Annotated in this window: 23 protein-coding genes and 2 pseudogenes; 8 read left to right on the plus strand and 17 right to left on the minus strand. The window is 36.8% G+C overall.

Annotated features, from left to right (window positions below; translation table 11 throughout):
- Nucleotides 1-113 precede the first annotated feature (113 nt).
- Nucleotides 114-749 carry an SGNH/GDSL hydrolase family protein gene (locus tag ACEN31_RS00360; RefSeq protein WP_138405318.1) on the plus strand — a complete coding sequence of 212 codons (636 nt, stop codon included), beginning with the start codon at nucleotides 114-116 and terminating at the stop codon, nucleotides 747-749.
- A gap of 74 nt (nucleotides 750-823) precedes the next feature.
- Here the strand turns inward: ACEN31_RS00360 and ACEN31_RS00365 are convergent, their stop codons facing one another.
- The 5 genes from ACEN31_RS00365 to ACEN31_RS00385 all read right to left on the minus strand — a co-directional run bounded on the left by ACEN31_RS00365 (nucleotide 824) and on the right by ACEN31_RS00385 (nucleotide 6446).
- Entirely contained in the window at nucleotides 824-1744 is a 921-nt protein-coding gene (locus ACEN31_RS00365; protein WP_407089356.1) for a serine hydrolase, read from the minus strand.
- Nucleotides 1745-1898: 154 nt separating this feature from the next.
- The gene (locus ACEN31_RS00370) at nucleotides 1899-3134 is read right to left on the minus strand and encodes a serpin family protein (protein WP_407090679.1); all 1236 of its coding nucleotides are present in this window, start codon (nucleotides 3132-3134) and stop codon (nucleotides 1899-1901) included.
- Nucleotides 3135-3208: 74 nt separating this feature from the next.
- Nucleotides 3209-5116 carry an alpha-amylase family glycosyl hydrolase gene (locus ACEN31_RS00375; protein WP_407108282.1) on the minus strand — a complete coding sequence of 636 codons (1908 nt, stop codon included), beginning with the start codon at nucleotides 5114-5116 and terminating at the stop codon, nucleotides 3209-3211.
- Between the two features lie 109 nt (nucleotides 5117-5225).
- Entirely contained in the window at nucleotides 5226-5576 is a 351-nt protein-coding gene (locus ACEN31_RS00380; RefSeq protein ID WP_338489754.1) for a DUF2568 domain-containing protein, read from the minus strand.
- A gap of 30 nt (nucleotides 5577-5606) precedes the next feature.
- Entirely contained in the window at nucleotides 5607-6446 is an 840-nt protein-coding gene (locus tag ACEN31_RS00385; protein WP_138405313.1) for an aldo/keto reductase, read from the minus strand.
- Between the two features lie 137 nt (nucleotides 6447-6583).
- On the opposite strand from ACEN31_RS00385, the gene ACEN31_RS00390 reads away from it, so the two are divergent.
- Together ACEN31_RS00390 and ACEN31_RS00395 are read left to right on the plus strand one after the other, a co-directional pair.
- Nucleotides 6584-7018, plus strand: coding sequence for a hypothetical protein (locus ACEN31_RS00390; protein ID WP_407090677.1), 435 nt, complete (start codon nucleotides 6584-6586; stop codon nucleotides 7016-7018).
- 13 nt (nucleotides 7019-7031) lie between these two features.
- A complete protein-coding gene (locus ACEN31_RS00395; protein WP_407090676.1) occupies nucleotides 7032-7580 on the plus strand; it encodes a hypothetical protein in 549 nt (182 codons plus the stop codon).
- Between the two features lie 16 nt (nucleotides 7581-7596).
- Here the strand turns inward: ACEN31_RS00395 and ACEN31_RS00400 are convergent, their stop codons facing one another.
- From ACEN31_RS00400 to ACEN31_RS00410, 3 genes are read right to left on the minus strand one after another with little or no spacing between them, the layout of a single operon-like run.
- On the minus strand, nucleotides 7597-8310 hold the full coding sequence (locus ACEN31_RS00400) for an MgtC/SapB family protein (protein WP_407090675.1): 714 nt from the start codon (nucleotides 8308-8310) through the stop codon (nucleotides 7597-7599).
- Between the two features lie 53 nt (nucleotides 8311-8363).
- On the minus strand, nucleotides 8364-8561 hold the full coding sequence (locus ACEN31_RS00405) for a YwbE family protein (protein ID WP_197104157.1): 198 nt from the start codon (nucleotides 8559-8561) through the stop codon (nucleotides 8364-8366).
- 38 nt (nucleotides 8562-8599) lie between these two features.
- A complete protein-coding gene (locus tag ACEN31_RS00410) occupies nucleotides 8600-9556 on the minus strand; it encodes a Gfo/Idh/MocA family protein (protein ID WP_407090673.1) in 957 nt (318 codons plus the stop codon).
- A 164-nt stretch (nucleotides 9557-9720) separates the two neighbouring features.
- On the opposite strand from ACEN31_RS00410, the gene ACEN31_RS00415 reads away from it, so the two are divergent.
- Together ACEN31_RS00415 and ACEN31_RS00420 are read left to right on the plus strand one after the other, a co-directional pair.
- Nucleotides 9721-10734, plus strand: coding sequence for a Gfo/Idh/MocA family oxidoreductase (locus ACEN31_RS00415; protein WP_407090672.1), 1014 nt, complete (start codon nucleotides 9721-9723; stop codon nucleotides 10732-10734).
- 22 nt (nucleotides 10735-10756) lie between these two features.
- Nucleotides 10757-11734 carry a Gfo/Idh/MocA family oxidoreductase gene (locus ACEN31_RS00420; protein WP_338489769.1) on the plus strand — a complete coding sequence of 326 codons (978 nt, stop codon included), beginning with the start codon at nucleotides 10757-10759 and terminating at the stop codon, nucleotides 11732-11734.
- 49 nt (nucleotides 11735-11783) lie between these two features.
- On the opposite strand, the gene ACEN31_RS00425 is transcribed toward ACEN31_RS00420, so the two are convergent.
- Nucleotides 11784-12752 carry a diaminopimelate dehydrogenase gene (locus ACEN31_RS00425; RefSeq protein WP_407093934.1) on the minus strand — a complete coding sequence of 323 codons (969 nt, stop codon included), beginning with the start codon at nucleotides 12750-12752 and terminating at the stop codon, nucleotides 11784-11786.
- Between the two features lie 202 nt (nucleotides 12753-12954).
- On the opposite strand from ACEN31_RS00425, the gene ACEN31_RS00430 reads away from it, so the two are divergent.
- The gene (locus ACEN31_RS00430) at nucleotides 12955-13251 is read left to right on the plus strand and encodes a lipocalin-like domain-containing protein (protein ID WP_407094640.1); all 297 of its coding nucleotides are present in this window, start codon (nucleotides 12955-12957) and stop codon (nucleotides 13249-13251) included.
- A gap of 211 nt (nucleotides 13252-13462) precedes the next feature.
- Nucleotides 13463-14190 (plus strand): annotated as a pseudogene (locus tag ACEN31_RS00435) (DsbA family protein).
- Between the two features lie 137 nt (nucleotides 14191-14327).
- Here the strand turns inward: ACEN31_RS00435 and ACEN31_RS00440 are convergent.
- The 3 genes from ACEN31_RS00440 to ACEN31_RS00450 all read right to left on the minus strand — a co-directional run bounded on the left by ACEN31_RS00440 (nucleotide 14328) and on the right by ACEN31_RS00450 (nucleotide 17107).
- On the minus strand, nucleotides 14328-15335 hold the full coding sequence (locus ACEN31_RS00440) for a PepSY domain-containing protein (RefSeq protein WP_407108283.1): 1008 nt from the start codon (nucleotides 15333-15335) through the stop codon (nucleotides 14328-14330).
- Nucleotides 15336-15423: 88 nt separating this feature from the next.
- Nucleotides 15424-16479, minus strand: coding sequence for an anti-sigma factor domain-containing protein (locus ACEN31_RS00445; protein ID WP_407090666.1), 1056 nt, complete (start codon nucleotides 16477-16479; stop codon nucleotides 15424-15426).
- A 1-nt stretch (nucleotide 16480) separates the two neighbouring features.
- A complete protein-coding gene (locus ACEN31_RS00450) occupies nucleotides 16481-17107 on the minus strand; it encodes a sigma-70 family RNA polymerase sigma factor (RefSeq protein ID WP_407094643.1) in 627 nt (208 codons plus the stop codon).
- 204 nt (nucleotides 17108-17311) lie between these two features.
- On the opposite strand from ACEN31_RS00450, the gene ACEN31_RS00455 reads away from it, so the two are divergent.
- On the plus strand, nucleotides 17312-18625 hold the full coding sequence (locus ACEN31_RS00455) for a CAP domain-containing protein (RefSeq protein WP_407108284.1): 1314 nt from the start codon (nucleotides 17312-17314) through the stop codon (nucleotides 18623-18625).
- A 501-nt stretch (nucleotides 18626-19126) separates the two neighbouring features.
- On the opposite strand, the gene ACEN31_RS00460 is transcribed toward ACEN31_RS00455, so the two are convergent.
- The 5 genes and pseudogenes from ACEN31_RS00460 to ACEN31_RS00480 all read right to left on the minus strand — a co-directional run.
- The gene (locus ACEN31_RS00460; protein WP_407108285.1) at nucleotides 19127-20311 is read right to left on the minus strand and encodes an ABC transporter substrate-binding protein; all 1185 of its coding nucleotides are present in this window, start codon (nucleotides 20309-20311) and stop codon (nucleotides 19127-19129) included.
- An 18-nt stretch (nucleotides 20312-20329) separates the two neighbouring features.
- Nucleotides 20330-21085 carry a 2-keto-4-pentenoate hydratase gene (locus tag ACEN31_RS00465; protein ID WP_407108286.1) on the minus strand — a complete coding sequence of 252 codons (756 nt, stop codon included), beginning with the start codon at nucleotides 21083-21085 and terminating at the stop codon, nucleotides 20330-20332.
- Between the two features lie 39 nt (nucleotides 21086-21124).
- On the minus strand, nucleotides 21125-22156 hold the full coding sequence (locus ACEN31_RS00470; protein WP_407108287.1) for a branched-chain amino acid aminotransferase: 1032 nt from the start codon (nucleotides 22154-22156) through the stop codon (nucleotides 21125-21127).
- Nucleotides 22157-22581: 425 nt separating this feature from the next.
- Nucleotides 22582-23937 (minus strand): FAD-dependent oxidoreductase, encoded by a 1356-nt coding sequence (locus tag ACEN31_RS00475; RefSeq protein WP_407108288.1) that lies wholly within the window; start codon nucleotides 23935-23937, stop codon nucleotides 22582-22584.
- A gap of 209 nt (nucleotides 23938-24146) precedes the next feature.
- A pseudogene (locus ACEN31_RS00480) lies at nucleotides 24147-24405 on the minus strand (IS30 family transposase); the annotation flags it as partial.

Consider the following 24405-nt stretch of genomic DNA (forward strand, 5'->3'; position numbering starts at 1 on the left):
TCAAGCTAATTGATATAAAAACCAGTTTATTCACATTACTAGTGAATCGCTTCCAAGTATCATATAATAATAATTGAATACATACTTAACAATTCTATTAGGAGGTTAAACAAATGGTACAATTACAACATAAAAATACGCTACTGTTTATCGGTGATAGCATTACGGATGCTGGGCGTGGTGAATACTTCGGTGCGAATTTAGGGCAAGGTTATGTCAATATGATTGCCGGACAGTTATATCGTCAATATATTCCCCTTCAATTAAATATCTTAAATCAAGGGGTTGGTGGTGATAAATTGACCGATTTATTCACTCGTTGGCAAGTGGACTGCCTTGATTTAAATCCAGATATAGTAACGATTCAAATTGGAATTAATGATATATGGCACCGTTTGTCTGCTGGTATTCCCTATACAGAAACAATTCTCGAACAATATAAAGAGAATTATCGATATTTATTAAAGACATTGACTGAACGAGAGGTTCAAATTATTTTAGTCGAACCTTATGTATTACCATACCCTGAGGACCGCTTAGATTGGCGTCCCTATGTCGATATAATGAAAGAAGTAATTGCAGACTTAGCCGAAGAATACGGCGCAACGTTAGTGAAGTTAGACGACGCCTTAAATCAAGCTGGAGAAAACTTAGGTTATGAGACAATAACTGGTGCTGATGGGGTTCACCCGACAAGTCTAGGTCATGCCTTTATCGCAGATCAATGGTTAAGACATACTGGTTTATAAAATCCAAAAATACACCCGTAACTGAGGACGAATATCACTGCCTCTTTCACGGGTGTTTTTATTTGTTTGTGAGATTAACTTTCTGATGCTTCTGTTTGGGCGAGTGTCCATTCATTGACACGTAGATTTAATTCCGCAATGAACATATCTGCATATAAATCATCACTTACCATAACAACTAAAGAATAAATCGGTTCATCGTCTTGATAGAAAATACCACTATCATTTAACATGTTCTCATAACGACCATACTTTGTCGCCATGTCATTAACAAATAATGAAAATAATTGTTTTGGTGATGTCTGCATCATTAAATCACGAACATGAGCGTAAGTATCGTAAGTCGCAATCTTTTGTAGAGACAAGTTCATCATGTAAGCTGAACCGTAATTATCAGAGTAATAAACTTCTGGTACTTCATAAAAATCAACAAAGTCTAAAAGTCCTGTTCGGAAACTTCCAAAGTTATTTACGTAATAATAATAAAGAATGAGCGAAGCTGTATTATCAGAGTAAACAATAGCTTGATATGCCAGATCATCTAAACGATAATAGGCTTGTTTAGGATTTGCGGTAATCTCGCCTGCCCCATCTTGGTAATATTCTTCACTATATGGTAATTCTGAATCCCAAGTTAAGTATCCTTGGTTAATCAAGTCAATAAACATCGCAACCATCGGTACTTTATACATACTTGCGACAATAAATTGCTCATCTTCATTTAAATAATACGCATCATCCGTTTGTAAATTTGTATAAGCTAAACCAATTTGTGAAACATCTAAACCATATTTGGCTAATAATTCATACACAATATCCTCTAAAGATTCATATTCAGAATACGCAAGCGGCTCCATATCTAAATTTTCCATCGCTTCATAATCATAAATGTTGCTCTCTTCAGATTCATCTTTTTCTTCGGTCGCTTCTGATTCAGATAAGTCTGAACTCGAAGCCTCTTCAGCTTGAATTACAGGTAAAGTGATTTGTGTCATTAATAATGCACACATCATCCACAAAATTATATTTAGTTTGTTTTTTATTTTCATCTGTTATTTCCTTTCTATAGACAACAAGATTATTATAGCAGTCTACTCAGAAAAAAACATTGAAAATTGCATGACTAATTCATTTATTTATTAAGTATATTTATTCAGAAATATTATGGATCAATCCTTCAAATAAAGGAATATCTTTATAGATGATCCCGTAAGCAAAGGGGCGGTCTACTTTTAATTCAATCGGTTCTTCTTCAACCGGCGCCATCGTTGTTTCAATATTTATCTCTGTGACTGCCGCTGCACTTGTTCCTTCTTCATCCAGAACAAGTTCAACGCGTTGAAGAATTTGACTCAAAGCAGTTTCTTCTTGAGTAGTGAAAAAGTCGGTCTCACCCAAGTCTTCTTTAAAATTACTTAAGTCGAAAGCATCTAACGAGTTCGTTAAATCAAAGGAACCACTACTTTCAAATTTCGGTAAAGTTAAAGCGATTGTCTTGTTATTAATTTCTTCCTCTTGTTCTAATACCCATTGATACGCTTCCCACATGCTTTCATCATCTGCCGATTCATCAGGAATGACGATTAATAAGTTAGCTTGGTTACGATACGGAAGTAAGATAGCTTGGAAGCCGTCTCCTTCTAAGTAAGGAATACTTTCTTCCAAATGCATCATTGGAACAACTGTTTCATCATCGCGACCGTAAAAAGTTTCGTCTGTATTTAATTCTTCGTTAAACACATTTAACCAATTGCTCTTGAAATACAGTAAATTCATCATGACTATTTGTAAATAATCATTGGATGTCATCTCAGCGATACGTGCTTCACTATAATACGGATCAATCAGACCTTCCGTTAATTCAGCAATATCTTCATTCAATGACTCGTAGGTTGATGAATCTTGAAAATCAACTCGACTCGCTTCAGTCGCTAAATCTTTTGTATCTTCCAAATAAGTCGAATTCCATTTTAAATCTTCCCGACCTAAAAGATACGTTTTCGTATCAAAGATTGGTTCATCACCTTCGGTCGCTTCCTTTATAAAACTTGCCATCGAGGCAACATACTCATCTCGGTCCATCCCCTCTGGAATTAGAACTTCACTGAGTCGTTCTTTTTCTGATCCGGTTAAACCTGGTTCTAAGGTGAGTAAGGCTAAGTAATACGATAAGGGTGAGTAAAGCGCATTCTCTTCCACTTCCTCTGATACTAAGGGTCTAAGTTCCTGGGAAAAGTCTTGAATTTGTTGGGCTAAGTTTCCTTCAAAATCTCCTTCCACTTGTTCAGATGCCGAGACTAATCCCGGTGTCATCGTTGATACAGCGAGGATTACAACTAATAAATATTTACATAATTGAGATACCCTCTTTAATAAATTAAACATATCAAACTCCTTTCATAATTTGTACAGTGTGACTTATTTCAGTATAAAGAAATTTGCATCACAGTCACTGAATATCACTCCTCAGTCATTGGAGTCAGTTCGCCGTCTTCTACTACTAACAACATTGTGCCGCCTTCTGAAATTGATGGAATCATCAATTCAATGCTTGCTTCTCCCGATTCAATTGCCTCCGCAGTATAGGTGAGGTCACTATAATAATCAGTTATTGCTGCATCTTCTGATGATACGGGTAAGTTTATTGTGTGTGAATCTTCAGATAAGTTAAAGATAATATAAACTTGTTCCCCTTCAAGCTCTCTAGTCACGATTGTCCATTGATCTTCTAATGACTGACCATAAACTTCTCTAGAACCACGAGCTAACAATTCAGAATTTGCACGACGGAATTGAAGTAATTTCTTATAGTGCGTTAAGATATCATTGTCTTCCGTTTGGTCCCATGCTAAATCATACCGATTGTCATACACCGGCCAATTATTGGCTCCCGTCTGACCTAATTCTTCCCCGTAGTAAATGACTGGTTGCCCTTTAGCAGTCATTTGTAATGTGACTGCCACTTTATATTTATCTTCATTGCCGTTTATCATATATAAAAAACCGGTCTCATCATGACTACTTAGAAATTGCCCAGTCGGACTCGCACTTGTCATTGCACCATTTCGGCGTTCTAGACGAGAGTTTACACCTCTAAAGTCACCATTAATGAAATCTCTAGCGTAGTTTTTAAATTCGAAATCTAAGACACTATCCATCATTCCGAAATTCAAATACCCTTTCGGACTTGTTGCACTTGCTCCCCATACTTCACCGATTAATTGGAAGTCTGGATCAATTGCTGTGAGTTCATTTCTAAAGTGTTGCCAAGCCTTATTATCAACATGAATCACTGTGTCCACTCTAAAGCTAGAAATCGAGTTACCAGCAGGTGTGGTTGATAAATCTAGCCAAGCTGTCTGCCAATCAACTAGTTGTTCATAGACGTCTTGTTCTTTTGTCGTAAAGTCAGGCAAACCAGATAATTCTTGAGTCAGTGAATCCATACCTGGGGAATCACGCAACATCCCCTCAAACACTTCTCGATCTTCCTCTGTTGGGTAGCCTTCGGGCGCATTATCGACATCACTATCTTTACTGTGCATGCCATAACCTGCATGATTTAAGACAACATCGACCATAATTTTTATATCTTTTTCAGCTGCTGTATCAATTAATTCATGAAACTCTTCCAACGTACCAAAATGCGGATTCAATTCTTCAAAGTTTTGTGCCCAATAACCATGGTAGCCATAAAATGCCCCATCATTCGTCCCTGAAGATACATCATAAGCGATATTCGATACAATCGGTGATATCCAAATCGTCGTAATACCTAACTCATCTAAATAATCAATCTGTTCAGTAATCCCTTTAAAATCCCCACCCTGATAAACACCTCGTTGATTATCTGCTTCTTCGTATGCTAAATTCCATGGATTATTATTGGACTCATCGCCATCTTTAAAGCGATCTGTCAGCATAAAGTAAATAATTTCTTCATCCCAATCCAGTTCTCCTTCTTCTTTCTCTCTCGGAAGAATCGTCACGGTTGTTTCAGTTTGATATTCTTGTTCTTCTGAATCCCACCAAGTAATCGGAATCGAATAGTCACCCGGTTCCACATCATGTGTGACTGATAAGGTCACTTTTAATAATTCAGGTGAGATGTTTAATTGGCTAGAGCCTCCTAATTGTGAGACATCCGCAACAATTTGTTCAATTTGTACTCCCTCTTCGACATCCAATTCGAGTATGGCATGTTGGTTATAATGAAAAGGCTGGCTCACATTGGCTGTGACGACATCCGATTCGACACTCGTTTCGACGGCCTCTGCCATGACATATTGAGTGTTACTAACTGTGACTGGTTGATACATTAAACTAAGTAAACTGAGTGCTAGAGCAGCTTTGAATTGTAATTTCATATGTGTCTCCTTTTTATTTAAGCGTTTACAAATAAGTATAGCAATACTTTCATCATTCGCCAATAATATCTATAAAAAAAGACTGAGTTTTTTCACTCAGTTTAAATACTTATACAATTGATTTTTCTCGAAAGTTATAAAGAAAAAACTGGTGAAAAAGAATGAGTACAAACCAACTGCCGGCATACACAGTATTCCCCTTTTGAAACCACATATAACTTGGCAGCATTAAGATAAGGAATTTACCGATGATCATCCAAGCAATTGGCAGTGGGTACGTTGCTTTCGGTGCGAAAAAGGCTCCCCAAATAATAATGATGACACCCACAGTTACGATAGCTCCAAATATTTGTAACCACCTTTGTGAGAAGAAGCTTGCGCCAAAATAGCCGAAACTAATTAAAGCAACAATTTCAATGATTAAAGCCAAAACTGCATGCAGACCTTGTAAAAGCTTCATCTTTTTCGCCTTCTTATTTTTTTATTTTTCTTAGTCAAACTCTTCGTATTCTCTAGGATCTTGCCCTTCAACTAAACCTTCTTTTCCTTTGTCTAATTGATTAATTAATTCCATCTCTTCTTGGGTTAATTCAAAGTCAAAAACATCAATATTCTCAATCTGATGTTCCAGTTGCCCTGATTTTACATTGACTAAGATACCTGTTTGAATATTCCAGCGAATAATTACTTGTGCGATTGATTTGTCGTGTTCTCTAGCAATCTCAGCTAATACTTTATTCTCTAATAAGTCATTTAACTCACGTCCAAGTGGACTCCATGCTTCCGTAAGTATCCCTCGATCTTTATTCGCTTGATGTAAATCTAAATTATTGAAATAGGGATGGCGTTCAATTTGGTTCGTTACTGATGTCACACCAGTGGCTTCAATAATACGGTCTAAGTGTTCTGGTAAGAAGTTAGACACACCTATGGTCTTAATTAAACCAAATTTCTGAGCATCAACTAATGCCTGCCAAGCTTCAACATAATTATCACGTTTTGGTAGTGGCCAATGTATTAAATATTTATCAAAATAATCAATGCCTATCCGATACAATGATTCTTGTATCGCATCAATCGCTTTATCATATTCATGATTAGCTCCTGGTAGTTTAGATGAGACTTGAATGTGCTCTCTAGGAATATTTAATTCACGAATGGCTTTCCCAACAGCCCCTTCATTATTGTAATTCGTCGATGTGTCGATTAACTCATAACCATTTCTGAGTGCTGTCTTAATCGACTGAACGCCTTTTGCTCCTTTGAGGCCAACTGTCCCTAAAGCAATCTTAGGAAAATTATTTCCGTCATTTACATTATAGAATTCCATTTAAACCTCTCCTTTTCTTATATCTATATTTTAATACCACACAATCTATCAACAAAATCATTCAACTTAGTTAAAGTTAATTTCGCAGTGTTTTTATAAATAATATGATATATTGATTAAGAAAAGGAAGTCTTATTATGGCGACAGTTAAAACAGACACAACGTTTGATGTATATTTAAATGAATTAGACGAAAAGGATCAAGATACTATCATTCGATTAGATCAAATGTTAACGAAACAATTTGGCAGAGATAGTCGCAATATTTGGGAAGGTAAATTTTTGGGCGGGCCCCAACAACAAATCATCGGTTACGGAGAAATCCCAATAAAAGGTAAGACCGATGAAACATGGTTTATGGTAGGTTTAGCCCGGCAAAAAGCTTACTTCAGTCTGTATGTGAATGCAGTTGAGGATAAGACATACTTGGCTAAGAAATATCAAGATCAACTGGGGAAAGTAAAGGTTGGTAGCAGTAGCATTAGTTTCAAACAATTTGATGATATTGATTTACCAACTTTAGAAAAAGTATTCAATATCGCCTATCAACAATGGCTAGAAATAAAACAATAGAAAGTGGTGCGTTATGGATCAAAAAATCCAAGACTTATTTGAACTATCTAAAAATGGAACCAAAGAAGAACGTTATAATGCTTTAATTGAACTAAATTCGACTTTAGAACAACCGGTGGATTGGGCGTATGACGTTTGGGATGATTTAATTGAATTATTATCAGATAAAGATGGTCATCAAAGATCACGAGCTGCCCAATATTTATCTCGCTTAGCTGCCTATAGCGACCCTGAAGACCGAATTTTAAAAGATTTTGATGCTTTATGGCAAGTCACTTTCGATGAAAAATTTGTCACTGCACGCCACACTATTCAAACTCTATGGCGAGTCGGGCTTGGAAGCGACGCGGCTAAGAATCTATTCTTAGCACACGTGATAGACCGTTTCAATGATGGCGACAAAGAAAAAAATTATACACTCATTCGTAATGACTTCTTACAAGGTATGCGCAATTTATATGACGAAACGCATGACGAAGTCATTAAAACTCAAGCACTTGAACTTATCACCTTTGTCGATGACTCCAAGTATCAAAAGAAATACGCACAAATTTGGAAATAAAAAAAGGAGGGTATGACTACTCTCCTTCTAATTCTTCAAAATAATTGATCCCTTTTAAGTTTTTGACACGCAATATAAAGTCTTGCTTCTGAATTCGGTTATATAAATCGATAGCTACAAAGTAAACAATTTCATTGGAGTCCGTTTCGTAGTCACTCTCAATGACATGCTCACTCTCAATCTGCATATCAATGATATTCACCCGTAAATCCGCACAAAATTCTAAAAAGTGATTAAAGCTATCTAAAGAATCTGCAATAATATAACAATCAATCTTACTCGACTTACCTTGGATGACTTTCTTTAAAGGTCTAAGTAAGGTCATAATCAGTAAAATGGCAATACCACCAGCAATCGCTCCTTCATAGAAGCCAATACCTATCGCAAGACCAATACAGGCAGCCGCCCATAAACCAGCAGCAGTTGTTAAGCCTTTCACTCGATTTCGATTGGTAACAAGAATGGTTCCAGCTCCTAAAAAGCCAATCCCACTTATTACTTGGGCACCTAAACGAGTTGGGTCTCCTCCCCCAATATTCTCAGTAGCGTATTGGTTTGTCATCATGACCATGGTAGAACCAAGACAGACGAGAATATAAGTTCGCAGCCCTGCCGTGTGATTCTTCATCCCACGTTCCATCCCAATTAATCCGCCAATGAGAACAGCCAGTAAAATTCGAACAAGAATCGTTATTGTATTTAATTCATATAAATCAAACGTTAGATTCATTACATTCCTCCTCTCAGTTTTTTCAAGTCACCTATTATACATCCTTTGAAAAATTATTCAATAATTTCTTTAACTCGACCTACAATGCCACTTTCTAACATCACTTTAATTCCGTGATGGTGATTAGGTGAATTAGTTAAGAGACGTTTGACAACTCCTTCAGTCAATTTTCCTGAACGTTGATCTTGTTTTTGAACAACCTTTACTTTTGTCCCGATTTGAATATCGGCACGTTTAGTTCCATCTTTCATTTGTATTCCTCCTTTAGATCTTTTATAACAACCTTCTATTATAACACAATCTCATCTTTAATTTGGTCCATGATTTGAGCTACATTCTCTGAATGCTTTAATGACATGATCGGACTTTCTGTTTTGTGTTCTTGAATGCATTCAACGACATGAACGATTTCACTATAGAAATCATCATGATCATATGGCACTTCATGTAATTGTGATTCATTGCTGTCAGCTAAAGTGAGTGTGTATGAAGCTGGTCGATGAAAGTTTGGAATACGTATTTCTCCAATCGTTCCCGTAATAATTGCGACTGTCTCCGTTTCACGGTCAAAAGCTGATTCCACTCGTCCAATCACACCATTCGATTCTAATTTCGCATCGACATAGACTTCAACCCCATTATCTGTCACTTCATAATCTACGGCTTTCACTTGAACCGGTGATGTCATGAAATCTTCAATCAATGAAATATTATACACTCCCATATCCAGTAAACAGCCCCCTTGAACAGGCTCAAAGTGATAACTTGCATCCGTTTCAGTAAATACACGGCACAGAGACGTTGAAACACTTAACACTTCACCAATACCTCCTTTTTCGATGCGCTCTTTAATCTCACGATAAGCCGGGACAAAGCGACTTTTCATTGCTTCCATGAAGAATACATTCGTTTCTTTCACCGTCTCAGTAATCTCTTCCATTTCTTGAAGTGACAGCGTCGCCGGCTTTTCACACAGAACAGCCTTTCCAGCTCGCAATGATTTCTTAACCCATTCTAGGTGAAATTGGTGTGGTAAAGCAATGTAGACCGCATCAATTTCTGAATCATCTAATAAAGTTTGATAATTATCATAACTGACATCACATGGATGTTCTGCTCTAAAAGCTTCTGCTTTCTCCATCGTCCGTCGTGCTACGGCATATAAACGTGCACCCTTCACTTGTTCTAAACTCGTCGCAAAGCGATGTGCAATATTTCCCGCGCCAATAATTCCCCATTTAATCATACGTTACCCCTTTTTTTTAAATGTATTTTTTATAAAAGAGTTTTCATTATGTAAATTGTACCTTATTTTTTTCTCGATTCATAATATCTTACGAATAGTTATCTCTATTAATTTTCTCATTTTTAGCATATAGTTAGTAATAACAATATAAAGGGAGGATTTTCATGCTTACAATTGCATACATTGGCAATGGTAAAAGTACTAATCGCTACCATTTGCCTTTTTCAACCCAATTATCTGACAAAATAAAAATCAAAACCATTTATTCTCGCAGTGGAAAAAGTGACTGGACTCCGATTGAAGGAGTGCAGTATACAACGAATATCGACGATATTTATAATGACCCAGAAATCCAACTTGTAGTAGTAACAACACCAAGTTCAAGTCATTATCCCTTAGCTAAAGAAGGTTTATTGCGTGGGAAAAATATGTTGGTCGAGAAACCTTTCACTGAAACAGTTGAACAAGCTCAAGAATTATTCACGCTCGCTAATGAAAAGAATTTATTTGTTCAAAGTTATCAAAATAGACGTTACGATTCAGATTTCTTAACGGTTCAAAAAGTGATTGAATCAAATAAGTTAGGCGATTTATTAGAACTTGAGATGCATTTTGATTACTTCCGACCCGAAGTACCAGAGAATAGTACGTATTCTCGAATTGACAGCTTTTTGTATGGACATGCTTGCCATACTTTAGATCAAGTTATCTCATACTTTGGAGAGCCTGACGAAGTTTATTCAGACGTGCGCCAGTTATTAGGTAAAGGTCGAATGAACGATTACTTTGATTTAGACCTTTACTACGGCAAATTAAAGGTATCCGTAAAATCTAGTTACTTCCGTTTGACACCGCGTCCTAGCTTTATTGTTTATGGTAAAAAAGGCTCATTTATTAAAGAGACTAAAGACCGTCAGGAAGAGCATTTGAAACAATTTTACATGCCAACTGAACCTGACTTTGGCGTTGACTTACCCCAACATTACGGCACATTAACATATATGGATGATGACAATCACTATCATCAAGAAAAAGTCATCTCTGAAGTGGGCGACTATAGTCGCTTCTATGAAGATGTCTATCAAACACTTATTAACAAGCAAGATAAAGTTGTTAAAGACGACCAAACTTTACTACAAATTAAATTACTTGAAGAAGGAACAAAACACTTAAGTTAAACCATTGAATGGAGGAAGTTTTATGAATTTAGCTATCTTTGGCGCTGGAAAAATCGTTCAAGAATTCTTAGAAATGGTAAAAGACATTCCAGAAATTAATCTAACTGCTCTATTATCTTCTGAGCGGAGCATAGAAAAAAACAAAGATTTAATCGTCACTTATGATATTGATGGGGTTTATACTAATGAAGATGAGATTCTTAAGCGCACTGATGTAGATACTGTCTACGTTGCCTTACCGAACCATCTGCACTATGAATTTAGTAAAAAAGCTCTTGAAGCAGGCAAACATGTGATTTGCGAGAAGCCTTTCACCTTAACGTTAAAAGAATTAGAAGAGTTAGAAGCCATCGCTTTAGAGAAAGATTTAGTTTTAATTGAAGCAATTACCAATCAATACTTTGCTAATTTTGCCCAACTTAAAGAGGATTTAAATGATGTTGGTGATTTAAAAATCATTGAATGTAATTATTCACAGTATTCTTCACGTTATGACGCTTTCAAAGAAGGAACTATTCTGCCGGCTTTTAACCCAAAAATGGGTGGCGGATCGCTAATGGATATTAATATTTATAACATCCACCTCGTTGTTGGCTTATTAGGTAAACCAAACCGGGTTGAATATTATGCCAATATCGAACGAGAAATTGATACATCCGGAATATTAGTCATGGAATATGATCAAACAAAAGTTGTCTGTATTGGATCTAAAGACACGAGCGCACCGATTAAAAGTACGATTCAAGGAACCGATGGCTCGCTCATTATTAATGGTCCAACAAACACGTTAGAAAGTTATACTAAAATTATTGGCAAACTCACGGAAGAAGTCATTGATTTAAAAGTACACCCGCATCGTATGTATGAGGAATTTATCGCCTTCAACCGCATCATTAATGAACATGATATGGATACTGTTCGTGAGAAACTCACACATAGTAAAATCGTCATGGAAGTGGCAGAGAAAGCACTTGAAGATGCTAGTATCAAATTAGGATAACAATAACCCCCGAAAGGAATGTCACCGCATTTCTTTCGGGGGTTTCTCATTATAATAATTCTTTTCGTAAATCTGCAGCACTCTTAGGTGATAAATATTTTGGTGCAATATCAAAAACTGTCTGAGCTCCAGAAAGCCCTTCTTGATGCAATTTATAAGCGGCACGTGCATATGCCACATTGACTGCAGCTGTAAACTCAGGGTTACTGCCTAAATTTAAACCAAATTCATAGACTTGCTGCATGTCAGGGGAGGTTTCTCCTGAGCGAATCACTCGTCCACCGTGTGGTAAACCAGCATGAATTGCATGTAATTCTTCCTCCGTAATGAAAGTGACTTCGGTTTGATACCCTTCAAAGTAATCTGGCATCGTTACAATGTCATTTTTTACTTTTTCTGCATCTGCACCCCCTTCCAACACCACATAAACATCACGATTATGAGCGGATTTAGATGTATATTCGACGGTTTCTCCTGCATGGATTTGATCAATTAATTCTGTATTTGGAATTGTATATTGAACGCCATCTTTAACCCCTTCAACACGTCTAACCGCATCTCCGTGCCCTTGGCTCAAGCCTTCACCCCAGAAAGTATATGTATCTCCTTTAGGTAAGATAGCCTCTCCAATTAAACGATTTAAAGAAAACAATCCTGGATCCCATCCCGTCGCAATAATTGACACATATTTATGTGCTTTTGCCACACTGTCCATACTTTCAAAATAGTTTGGAATCTGACTATGATTGTCATAGCTATCTACAGTGTTAAAATGTTCTGCCAAAGCGGGTCCTTGTTCTGGAATATCCGAACGTGACCCCCCGCATAAAATTAAAACATCAATCTTATCTTTGAAGTTTAAGATATCATCCATGTGATATGCTGTTGCTTCTGTATCTAAAGTATCTGGATTACGACGAGAGAAAATCCCCACTAAGTTCATGTCTGGTGCATTCTTTAAGTTAGCCTCTACACCGCGCCCTAAGTTACCGTAACCCACAATTCCAATATTTATCATAATTAAATCCTCCTTACAGGATAGTTAAAAACTAATTATATTTTGCTTCTTTTTTCTTCATATGTCAATTAATTTACTATAACATAATTCCCTTTTTTAATTCGATAAAACTTTTAATAAAATGTACGCAAGCATGAATACAGCCAATCTTAGACAACTATAGTATTCTATAATTATCAACTACAATTATCTGGAGGTAAATATGAAAAACTTAGAAGAACAATTAATCGGAACCACTTGGTCACTTAAATCATTCGAATCAGTCGATCAAAATGACCATATTTATTACCCTTTAGGTGAGGATGCTAAAGGTTTTATAGTCTTTGATCATACTGGCTTATTCTCTGTTCAATTAATGGCTAAAGAAGCTTTATCTAAAGATGCCGTCGCTCACTATAGAACGGATGTTGAGAAAGCAATGGGAATGCATGGGTATCATGCATATTCAGGGCATTTTAGTTTGGATGAAGAAAAAGCTGTGATGACTACTTCTGTATAATTAAGCCTTATCCCTGCATATCGAGGATCAAAACAAAAACGTTCAGTTAATATTGAAGGTGACCTCTTATACTTATCAAATATTGAACACCCTGAACGTAAATTAGTCTGGCAAAAAAAATATAATTTAGCTTAGCGCTTACACAATCAAATATCCATTGTAATGATAGGTGTGGATGCTATACTAACACTACGGAATAAAGGAGGCTATTATGCTAGAAATCGAATTTTTTCACGATGTTATCTGTTCTTTTTGCTTTCCGATGCAAATCGCATGCGAAAAGTCATGGATAAATATCAGAATTTAGATATACAACACCGTTCATTTGCCCTAGGTTGGGAAGTAGAACACTTTGAGCAAATGTTTGGCAGTCATGAAGCAGTTAAACCCGAAGTTTTAAATCACTGGGATGCCGCAAATCAAAACGATGATGAGCACCGCTTTAATATCGAAGGTATGAGACAGACTGACTTCAACTTCCCTCATTCGCAACCTGGTCTAATTGCAGCTAAAGCTGCAGGTTTAATTGGTGGCGATTCAATGTACTGGGAAGTCTTTGATAAACTTCAAGAAGGCTTGTTTGTACGCAATTTAAATATAGCAGATCAAAATGTCATTGATGACTTAGTAAAAGAAACGTCCATCGACTTTGATTCATGGAAAAAACAAGCAACTAATGATGAAACTAAACAAGCAGTCTTAAATGACTTAGCGCTTGTTAATGCTTACGGTATTCAAGGAGCCCCTGCTTTAGTGATTGATAAAAAATACCTCATTAGTGGTGCCCAACCTCAAGAGCTGATTGAACAAGCTTTAGAGCAAGCAGCACAAGAAGCAAATATTAATATCACTAAACCTACGACACCTCAGTTTCAAGTATTAGGTGATAATACTGGCGCATCGTGTCGCGTTGAAAATGGAACTTGGATCTGCGACTAGCTTCAAAAGATAAACAAATAAAAACGTAGTGAAGAGGGGAAGCAAATCCACTTTCATTACGTTTTTTTCTTGTTAAAAATAATTATTCAACTTAGTTTGAATCGTCTTAATTTAAACGATGCGTCTCGTTAGTCGTCTCAATCGTCGTCATCCCAGTCGTCATCATCCCAGTCATCGTCGTCCCAGTCATCGTCATCCCAGTCATCGTCGTCCCAGTCATCGTCATCCCAGTCATCATCGTCCCAGTCATCGTCATCCCAGTCGTCATCGTCCCAGTCATCATCGTCCCAGTCATCGTCGTCCCAGTCATCGTCGTCCCAGTCATCGTCGTCCCAGTCATCATCATAACGGTCGTCGTCATCCCAATCATCGTCGTCCCAGTCATCGTCATAACGGTCGTCGTCATCCCTATCATCGTCATCGTAGCGATCATCATCACGTCCATAGTAATAATTATTATCATAAACTGTTGGGCGGCTTCCACTATAATCATTATAGAATTGACGGTAGTAATGGCGATCATCATCATCGTCGTTATCGTCATCATTTACATCGTCATTAATGTCATTTCTATCATCATCATCTTGGTCAAGAATATCCCCTGTTAAGGCATCAATCTCGACTTCGATTTCCCGATTACCATCAATGAGTGTAATCTCCCACTCTAGTTTATCGTCATCACTGATATCATCATCATCATCACTATCTAAACTCCAATTAACGATATTATTATTTTGAGTGTGATCCATGACTGATTGAGTGATTTCTTCGATGGAAGCCAGCTCATCAACATTTATAGCTAAATTATCATCGTCATCATCTCTAGATTTACTTGCAAAAAAGTTTTCCCCGTTATATCTAATTAATTGATATGCTTCTGTCTCACCACGACCAAGAACTCTTGTAATAAACTGCCCTGTTTCTTGATGCATGTGAATATCAATATCTGTTAATTCGGCATTTGGATAGTATGATTGATAAAGTGAAACTGCCTCATCAAAAGCATTTTGTAACTCACTTGTTTGTTCTTGAGAAATCGCAACAGTACCAACATCATTATTTTGCGCATTAATACTTACTACAGGCGTAATGCCACTTAGAGCAAGCATTGATGCACTGAGTAGAAGGAATTTTTTCATCTTCATTTTCTATCTCTCCCTTATTTTTTTACCGTTTGCTCGGCTTATTAAATAATACGAATGTCGATTTGTTTTTAGGTACCTTTTTTAAAAATTAATCATCATCATCGTCAAAATCATCATCCCAATCGTCATCATCCCAATCATCGTCGTCCCAATCGTCATCATCCCAGTCATCGTCATCCCAGTCATCATCACCTTCTATATAAGAATTCACTGAACTATTGACATTGTCATCAGTACTATACGAATCTTCATCATAAAACGATTCGAACCAATCATCATCTGAATTAAATTCACTATTATCTGTTGGTTTTGGTGTAACTAATCCTTTGAAGAAGCTTTGTAGTTCTTGAACTTCTGAGCGATTATAGATACTTTCTAATAATTCTCTAAAACGTTCACTACTTTGGTTAAAATTATAATACTCCGCGTTTCCTGATAAGCGGTCACGTTTTTCTTTAGCTGATAATACGCGACTCTCTTCATCTGTCCACAATGAAATATTTGCATTAGCCAATTGATAATCACCCAATAAGACTTCTTGTTGAGTTGCATTTTCGTAATCTTCCATTGACCCTTTAATGACGACAATATTATTATTCGCCATTGCATTCCTTAACTCATCTATTACTAGATCCTCAATCGCATTCGTATCATCCGCATTGGCGGCTGAGATAGCAATAAGTACATCTAAGGAATCTGATTCATCAATGAGACTTACCAGTGAAGGCGTAATTTCACTTAGTTTTTCTCCTTCAGTTATACTTTCATTCTCCATTTCACCCAGTCGATTGATGACTCTAACGACTTCATAATCATCATTCAGTTCAACTTGAACACCTTCTTGAGTTCCGATTGAAATGGCTGCATATGCAGGTTCTGATGGACCAAAAATATTTTGAGAAAGATTAAAGAATAAGAACAACACTGCTGCAACCGCTACGAGACTTATTAGTGGCCTAAAATTCACATGACGAACTTTTTCTTTCGCTTGATATCGATCAGAATCAAAGTAAAAAATTTGATCACCTACGGCTAAAGAATCTTTTCTTTTCAACCGATGAATTTCACCACTCGGGTCCATGACGATGACGTAATCTTCTTTGATTTCTATGACAATCGTTTCTTTTACATCATATTTACTCATCTTATCCCCTCTTTATCCAATCTATTAAGCTTGCTAACCCATTTTTAAATATAATAATAGTCGATGTGATAAACACTTTGTTTCCTTTTATAACCTTCACTGAGACATTATTATATGTTGCGGTTAGTTTTATAGGGAGACGCTTCTTTTCAAATAAGGGAATTGTTATCGGCTTATGTTTACTTGATTTCTCCGAGATATGAATAGCTCTTTCGCGACTATCTTTATGTTTTGGAGATTCTTCTATTAACTGCTCCAAACTAATATCAAAGTCTTCAATCGTACTTTTCCACTCTTCAATTTCAATCGCTAATACATTTTCACTTTGTCTCGATTCGTCTTGAAATTGTACGCCTGATTCTGCCATCGAATCTAAGGATGCCATCTCTTCATTCTTTTTTTCTTTCCTTAGATAATCAATCACGCGACTTCGAATAACCACTTTTACAAAATTCAATAAGGATCCTTTTGACTCGTCATATTTTTCAACGGCTTCCTTAAAAGCTAACAAAGCAATTGAAAAAGCATCATCATTTTGAACATTAACATATCTATTGGTAGTCTCACTAACTACTTTTATTATGAAGCCGTAATGTTCTTCAATTAGTTGCTCAATTTGTTTTTCGATTTGAAATGCCTCCTATCTGCTCAATATATAATACGTAACTTTTTAACAATTTAGGGACCTTTTTCTGTAGTTGGTTAAATCATAGCACAAATATTTATTGATTTAATCTAATTATCCTCCAAAAAGGTCCCTAAAATTGATATAGCTTTCGTATTATGTATCGACTGGCAAAGCAAAGTCAAAAATAAGAAAGAAGGTACGAAAATGCGAAACAAGAAATATCTATTAAGAAGAAAAGGTTTTAGTGTTAAAAAGGCTCTATTATCAATTGGTGTTGTTGCTTCCATTGGATTAGCTTTTAGTCATTCGACTGAGATCTTAGAAAGTGCTTTGGCTAATTCTGCAACTGAAAATGTAGAAAAAACTCAAACAAATAATGTATTAAGCCATCCGATAGTGCAAAAAGAACAAAATGCTGCTTTAAATGCATTGATTAATCGTTGGCAAGAAAAGTCTCCTGAAGAAATAAAAGAGGAGTTACTTCGTCAAGAAGAAGCAGGCTCAATTGCTTATGTCGTTCAATGGGGAGACACACTTCCTAATATTGCTTCCGCTGCAGGATTGACTGTTAATGAATTATTAGACTTAAATGGTCTAAGTTCGGATTATCATATCAATACTTCAGATGTCTTAATCGGTCTCATAGATAACCAAGGTATTCACGTCGCTGGTGCATATGACGATGACCGGGATGATGATGACTGGGATGATGACGACTGGGACGATGATGACAGGGATGACGATGATTGGGATGACGATGACTGGGTTGATGACTACTGGGACGACGATGATTGGGATGACGATGACTGGGACGACGATGATTGGGATGACGATGACTGGGACGACGATGATTGGGATGACGATGACTGGGACGACGATGATTGGGACGATGACGACAATTATTGGTTAGAAAGATTCTATAACGATCCAAATAACATTCCAGGACACACTCCGAAAACCGAAGGTGATATCCCTACAACGATAGCTCAGGAGAGAGAAGTAGAAACAACACAATCGCCAGATCAAACAGGAAATGATCAAGTAGCTGAAACTACATTAGATGAATTACCTCCCGTTGATACAACAGTAACTGATTCCAATAATGTCAATTTAGATGCAGTTACTCAAGAATTCCATAATTTAGTTAATCAAGAACGCTTAAATAATGGTCAGAGTCAATTGAATTATGGTGATCATTTACAAACTGCAGCCGTAAATAGAACAACAGAAATTACAGAGCATTTCTCACATACAAGACCGAATGGATTATCATTCTTCACCGCACCTGGCTTTGATCAAGGTGGAACGATTGTCGGAGAGAACCTACAACAAACATACATTTCACGCAATGCAACACCTGAAGAAATTGCTCAAAAATTATTTGATAATTGGAAGAAGAGTCCAGGACACTATGAAAACATGATGGATGGTTCGTATTTAGATCATGCAATTCAACTTGATACGTACGAAAATGGAGACAACATCATTATCTATTCAACACAAGTATTCAGTAACTAAAGTAAAATAAAAGATACCGAATTTACTGCCATAAATTCGATATCTGATAGGATTTCAATTCTAGTTCACAAAAATAGAAATATTAAGAAGCACGGATAATTTACGAATTATTCATGCTTCTTTTTTCTATAAAAAATAACAATTAATGGAGCGTAGTTTATATTTATTCTGAAATACACTACTTGACTATCTTTTTGGTAGAAATAAGTTTAGTTCATGAATAAATTGAGCGTGTCTCTGGTTGTCCACGTCCATAGGACCAGCATAAAATCTAAAACACGCATTGGTATTTTAAACGAATACTTGATTAACCAGAAACGCGCATTCCTATTTTAAACGAATACTAGTTTAGCTGGAAACGCGCATTCCTATTTTAAACGAGTTCTAGTTTAGCCAGAAACGCGCATTCGTATTTTAAGCGAATGCGCATTAACTGAGCTATTACAAAAATAACGAGTAAGCACAGTCAAATATGAACTGTACTTTCTCGTTTTTTTCTATTTATTCCACATTTACTTCTTGAGCATTGACAATTTCCCCGTTTTCTAGGGTAACCATCACGGCTGGTTTCACAGGGTTATGTTCCTCATTAATAGAGAATGTACCTGTCACTCCTTCGAAGTCGACAGTTTCAGCTAAAGCTTGGTTAACTGCGTCAGCCTCTGTTGATCCAGCTCTTTCGATACCGTCAACTAAGAAAGCAATCGCATCATAACCTAAAGCAGCGAATGTATCTGGGGCTTTACCAAATTTTTCTTCATAGTCTGCGACAAAGTTATTAGATTTTTCGTTTTCTAAAGATGTGTCATAGTGAGTTGTATAGTGAACGTCATTTGTGTTTTCAGGTCCAGCTAATTCTACGAATGTATCACTCGCAAATCCATCTGCTCCAACCACTGGTGCTGTTACGCCAACTTCACGGAGTGCTTTGACTAATAAGCCTGTTTCTGTATAGTAACCAGGTACATAAATGGCATCGAATTCATGTCCTAAAACTGCTGTAGACAGTGATGAAAAGTCTGTATCACCTGAAGTATAAGCTTCAGTTGCAACAACAGTTCCTCCTTTAGCTTCATAATCTTCAACGAAAGCGTCCGCTAGACCTAAAGAATAATCTAATGCGTTATCTACGATAAGAAGCGTGTTCTCAGCGCCAAGTGTATTATAAACATATTCAGCTCCGGCACGTCCTTGATATGAATCTTCATAGGCAACTCTAAATAAGTTCTCTACGGCTTCGCCGTTACTATCTAATGTCAGGCCATCTCCTGTCGTCGCTGGAAGGACATTTGGTTTATTATTTTCTTCGATTACAGGTTTTGCTGCATTAACAACTGCAGAAGCGTTTGGTCCAAAGACAGCAACAACGTCTTCATCATTCGCTAAACGTTTTTGTAAAGAAACTCCTTCGGTTGTATCTGTCTTATTATCTAAGACTACAAGTTCTAATGGGCGTCCATCTAATACTCCGCCTTCAGCATTCTTTTGTTCAACAAACAATTCAAAGGCTTCGACAGCGGGTACACTGTATGGCGCTGCGGGTCCTGTCAGTTCTAAGTTTACACCTAGAACAACTGGTTCACCTGTTGCTTCTTGAGCACTCACACTGTTAGAGAATGGCATCGCTAAGGCACCGACTAAAGTTAAACCTGATAATAATAACTTACTTAATTTATTTAATTTCATTTTATTTTCCTCCGATTTTTATGGTTTGACAGTTAATTGAACGTCACCGACATTTTCATATTCAACGCGATAATTTCCCGCTTCTAATCTCTCTGGGAGCATAAATGTTCCTGATGAGACAAATCGACCAGCAGTTAATTTTTCCCCACGCTCTTCTAAGGCTTTGGCTAGCCATTTCACGGAATTAACTGGATGTCCTAATACTTCTTCAGAATTTCCTCGTTTGACTTCTTGATCGTTTAAATACAGAGCTGCTTCGATATTTTTCACATCGTCATAACTGTATTGCTTGGCTTCTCCATATACGACTGCCCCATTCACTGCACCATCTGCGATAACTTCATAGAAAGTTGTCTTAGGGAACCAGTCATCATAACGGCCATCGGGTACTTCAATCCCTGGGGCAACCAAACATTTTCTCATTACTTCCTCGTCTGTATCGTCGCCGTTAACATCTTCTTGAACTAAGAAGACTAACTCAGTTTCTAGAAGAGGTTCATTGTAATCAGTTAATGAAAGTGAAGCATCTTTTTTCACAGTGACATCGGTCATTTGTCCGAATAAAGGTGAGTCACTATTGAATAAATCTTGCGTTTCTTTACTCGTTAAACTGATTTTGTAACCTTGATGTTTTTCACCATTCTCTTCTTTCAGAGCAAGTACATCATCTTGTACTTGATAGGCTTCTTGAGTCGATTCGAAATTAAACTTCCCTTTTTCCAAAGGTGCGTTAACTCGGTAAGCTTTAAATAGTAATTCTGCTTTGTTTGTCATTTTTTATAATTCCTTTCTTTTAATCCAAGTCATCAACAATTAAAATTCAACTTTTTGAATCCAACCTTCGGGTCCTTCTTTTTCACCAAATTGGATTCCAGTTAATTCATCATAAAGGGCTCTAGTTAGTGGTCCGACTTCAGTTTCTGAATAGAAGACATGTTTCTTGTCGCCTTGAGTAATACTTCCAATCGGTGTAATCACTGCGGCTGTCCCCATAGCCCCTGCTTCTTTGTAGTGATCCAGTTGGTCAATTAAGACGTCACCTTCAAAAGTTTCTAAACCAAGCACATGTTCTGCTAAATGCAATAAAGAGTATTTTGTAATACTTGGTAAAATAGACGGTGATTTAGGTGTGACAAAGACATCATCTTCAGTAATAGCGAAAAAGTTCGCTGCCCCGACCTCTTCAATTTTTGTATGTGTTGCTGGGTCTAAGAAGATTGAATCCGCAAAGTTATGCACTTGAGCTTCTTTTCCTGCTTTAAAACTTGAGGCATAATTTCCTCCCACTTTAGCTGATCCGGTTCCTCTTGGTGCAGCTCGGTCATATTCACTGACCATGAAAGGTGCGGGTTGTAAACCGCCTTTAAAGTATGCACCGACAGGTGTGACATATATTCCGAATAAGGCTTCTGATGCCGGAGATACGCCGACGATATCACCGACTCCGATTAAGAATGGTCGAATGTAAAGTGTTGCACCTGTTCCATAAGGAGGAATCCATTCTTCGTTTGCACGGACGATTTCTTTCACCGCTTCAACAAACGCTTCTTCTGGATACGGTGGCAACATCACTTGATCAGCTGAACGTGCCAGTCGTTTCGCATTTTCATCTACTCTGAACAAGTTAACTGAACCATCTTTAGTTCTGTAGGCTTTAAGTCCTTCAAAACATTGTTGACCTAGATGAACGGCTGGCGAAGCTTCACTAATTGTGATTGTATTGGCATCTACTACTTGGCCTTCGCCCCATTTTCCATCTTTGTAGTAAGCTCTAAAACTCTTACCAGTATTAATGTATCCAAAACCTAAGGTTTCCCAATTTAAATCTTGTGGTTTAACTGACATTTCCATTATTAATCTTCATTCCCTTTCCTAAACAAATTTTTATTACAAAAAAAGCCTATTTAGATTAACTAATAATCTAAACAGGCTTTGACTGCTGTATATTAAGAAGCGAGATTTGAATCTGCCACTCGTTTAGATTATTAGTCTATACGAGCAACAAAAATCTTTAGCACGCATAGATACAAACTTGAAAGTTTTTTCGTGTTTGTATCTATACTGCGGATACAAACACTATCTAATAATGCTAATAATTGTAGCTAATTTAAATGTGTGTGTGCTAAAAGTTTTCATGTTATCTCTCTCCAAATATCTTTAGTAAATACAATTTATCACCTTTAAATGAGATTGTCAACACTTTCTCTAATTTAAAACTAATAAAAAACACATCTTAGATTATAAAATCTAAGATGCGCCTCATTAATTAATTAGAATAATTCTTTGTCACTACCAAACGTTTCTCCTAAAGCTTGTTGTGCAAGCACATTTAAGAAGTTCCATGGTTTGTCATATTCTGGTTGGAAGAAGTAGTCAGCTAAAGCTAATTGTTCTAATGTCCAGCCAGCTGAAATTGCTGTTGAAACTGTATTTATCGCAAACATAACATCTTGTTTAGACATTAACTGCGCACCAACAATACGATTTGTTTCTTTTTCAAAGTGAATTTTCATCATAACAGTTGTATCATCACCAATAAATTTAGGACGAATAGTCTCTTCATAATATTTACTGTCGACTTTGCTTAAATCTGCGTCAGAGTCTTTAACACCTGTACAAGCAAAGTGGTAATCGAATAATGATAATGCAGATGTGCCCGAAACGGCTGACATTTCAAATTTGTTATCTGAAAGCATATTTTTAGCAGCGATTACACCTTGGCGACGTGCGTTAGAAGCTAAAGCAATGGCACGTTTTTCCCCCGTTGGAGCAAATGGAATTAATGTCGCATCTCCAGCTACATAAATATCTGGATTTGATGTTGATTGCATATGTTCATTCACTTCAACAAAACCACGTTCGTTTCGCGCTAAGATACCGTCTAACCATTTTGTATTTGGACGCACACCAACGGCCATAATAACAGTATCTGCTTCGTATTCACCTTTATCTGTCACGACTTTTGCAACAGATCCATTCTCACCGATGATTTCTTGAACTTTTTCCCCACCATGGAATTTCATTCCATGTTCAAGTGCGTTCTCTTGTAAGACTGAAGTAAATTCTTTATCTAGATACGTAGGTAAGATTGAATTTAATGAATCAATAACCGTTGTATCAATTCCTGCTTTCGCGTACGCTTCAGCAACTTCAATTCCAATATATCCACTACCTACAACAACTGCTTTTTTAGCAGATGACATACGTTCTTTTACTTTATCTGCCCAATTGCGGCCACGTAAGTAGTATAAATGATCTAAATCAGTTCCAGGAATTGGAATTTCAATCGGTACAGCCCCTGGGCTAAGGAATAATTTATCATATGATTCTTCAGATTCTCCGTCAGCTGTTTTAACTGTAATCGTTTTAGCTTCTGGATCTACAGATACAACATCACTATTCATATGAACATTTACGCCTTGCTCTTTATAACTTTCTTCATTTGCATAATGTAAGCTATCTAAAGAAGGTGAGATATCTTCTAAATAACTTTGAATCCCACAAGATAAGAATGATGCTGTTTCCCCGCGTTCATATAAATGAATCTCAGCATTTGAATCTTCTTTTAAGATAGTTTGCACTGCTTCATACCCAGCATGTGAAGTACCTACAACAATAATTTTCATAACAAAACCTCCAAGAATTTTTTAACAAATTAATTGTATCACATTCTAATCTGATTTCAAACATTCAGAACTCAATCTAACAAAACGCTTATTTAACACCATTTAGTTAGATGTTTCATGGGAACATCCATTTGAATAATAGTAATAAATTTTTTTCATTTGTTGAATTGCAATAATTATTGCGACAATTTTTTATTTACTCAATTAATAGGAAAAAACTCACGCAGTAAACCGTTAGAGTTCTCATTGGTTCCTCTTTGCCAGGCACTATAAGCATCGGCAAAATAAAAATCAATCCCTGCTGCTTCGACCTCAGGGTAACAAGCAAATTCTTTTCCTCAATCTGAGGTAAAGGACTTTAAAGCTTCCTTAGGTAAGTTTTCTCTCAAATCTTCAATCGCAGTTTGCATAGCAACTTTAGAGCGATTTGGCATGGGTAAAGCAATATATATACGGCTTTTTCGTTCT

Origin of the sequence: Ruoffia sp. FAM 26255, from assembly GCF_045528525.1 — a bacterium.
GTDB lineage: Bacteria > Bacillota > Bacilli > Lactobacillales > Aerococcaceae > Ruoffia > Ruoffia tabacinasalis.

Coding starts and splice junctions, on each gene's coding strand:
- ACEN31_RS00415 (WP_407090672.1), top strand. CDS start 9,721: ATGCTTACAATTGCATACATTGGCAATGGTAAAAGTACTAATCGCTAC.
- ACEN31_RS00470 (WP_407108287.1), bottom strand. CDS start 22,156: ATGTCAGTTAAACCACAAGATTTAAATTGGGAAACCTTAGGTTTTGGA.
- ACEN31_RS00410 (WP_407090673.1), bottom strand. CDS start 9,556: ATGATTAAATGGGGAATTATTGGCGCGGGAAATATTGCACATCGCTTT.
- ACEN31_RS00475 (WP_407108288.1), bottom strand. CDS start 23,937: ATGAAAATTATTGTTGTAGGTACTTCACATGCTGGGTATGAAGCAGTG.
- ACEN31_RS00370 (WP_407090679.1), bottom strand. CDS start 3,134: ATGTTTAATTTATTAAAGAGGGTATCTCAATTATGTAAATATTTATTA.
- ACEN31_RS00405 (WP_197104157.1), bottom strand. CDS start 8,561: ATGAAAGATGGAACTAAACGTGCCGATATTCAAATCGGGACAAAAGTA.
- ACEN31_RS00425 (WP_407093934.1), bottom strand. CDS start 12,752: ATGATAAATATTGGAATTGTGGGTTACGGTAACTTAGGGCGCGGTGTA.
- ACEN31_RS00380 (WP_338489754.1), bottom strand. CDS start 5,576: ATGAAGCTTTTACAAGGTCTGCATGCAGTTTTGGCTTTAATCATTGAA.
- ACEN31_RS00400 (WP_407090675.1), bottom strand. CDS start 8,310: ATGAATCTAACGTTTGATTTATATGAATTAAATACAATAACGATTCTT.
- ACEN31_RS00430 (WP_407094640.1), top strand. CDS start 12,955: ATGAAAAACTTAGAAGAACAATTAATCGGAACCACTTGGTCACTTAAA.
- ACEN31_RS00360 (WP_138405318.1), top strand. CDS start 114: ATGGTACAATTACAACATAAAAATACGCTACTGTTTATCGGTGATAGC.
- ACEN31_RS00385 (WP_138405313.1), bottom strand. CDS start 6,446: ATGGAATTCTATAATGTAAATGACGGAAATAATTTTCCTAAGATTGCT.
- ACEN31_RS00455 (WP_407108284.1), top strand. CDS start 17,312: ATGCGAAACAAGAAATATCTATTAAGAAGAAAAGGTTTTAGTGTTAAA.
- ACEN31_RS00440 (WP_407108283.1), bottom strand. CDS start 15,335: ATGAAGATGAAAAAATTCCTTCTACTCAGTGCATCAATGCTTGCTCTA.
- ACEN31_RS00465 (WP_407108286.1), bottom strand. CDS start 21,085: ATGACAAACAAAGCAGAATTACTATTTAAAGCTTACCGAGTTAACGCA.
- ACEN31_RS00460 (WP_407108285.1), bottom strand. CDS start 20,311: ATGAAATTAAATAAATTAAGTAAGTTATTATTATCAGGTTTAACTTTA.
- ACEN31_RS00420 (WP_338489769.1), top strand. CDS start 10,757: ATGAATTTAGCTATCTTTGGCGCTGGAAAAATCGTTCAAGAATTCTTA.
- ACEN31_RS00445 (WP_407090666.1), bottom strand. CDS start 16,479: ATGAGTAAATATGATGTAAAAGAAACGATTGTCATAGAAATCAAAGAA.
- ACEN31_RS00390 (WP_407090677.1), top strand. CDS start 6,584: ATGGCGACAGTTAAAACAGACACAACGTTTGATGTATATTTAAATGAA.
- ACEN31_RS00395 (WP_407090676.1), top strand. CDS start 7,032: ATGGATCAAAAAATCCAAGACTTATTTGAACTATCTAAAAATGGAACC.
- ACEN31_RS00365 (WP_407089356.1), bottom strand. CDS start 1,744: ATGACACAAATCACTTTACCTGTAATTCAAGCTGAAGAGGCTTCGAGT.
- ACEN31_RS00375 (WP_407108282.1), bottom strand. CDS start 5,116: ATGAAATTACAATTCAAAGCTGCTCTAGCACTCAGTTTACTTAGTTTA.